The organism is Bacillus cereus group sp. BfR-BA-01379 (assembly GCF_022663605.1).
Taxonomy (GTDB): Bacteria; Bacillota; Bacilli; order Bacillales; family Bacillaceae_G; genus Bacillus_A; species Bacillus_A mobilis.
Genome location: NZ_JAKUFT010000361.1, coordinates 1 through 207 on the forward strand (window position 1 = coordinate 1; position 207 = coordinate 207).

Genomic DNA, 207 nt, shown 5'->3' on the forward strand with positions numbered 1-207 from the left:
TGAACAAACGAAGAAAAATGTTCAAAGCTTTGCGGATGTTTTAATTGCGGAAGAACAACAAGTTGTAGAAGAAGCACCGATTGCGGAAGAGCAACGAGTTGTAGAAGAAGCGCCGATTGCAGAAGAACAACAAGTTGTAGAAGAAGCAGCGGTCGCAGTAGGGCAACCAGTTGTCCAAAAAGAAGAACCAAAACGTGAGAAGAAGCG

1 protein-coding gene is annotated in these 207 nt (G+C 44.0%); it reads left to right on the forward strand.

From position 1 onward, the window contains the following. On the forward strand, window positions 1–207 hold a 207-nt coding region (locus MR113_RS28250; RefSeq protein ID WP_242257537.1), incomplete at both ends, for a hypothetical protein.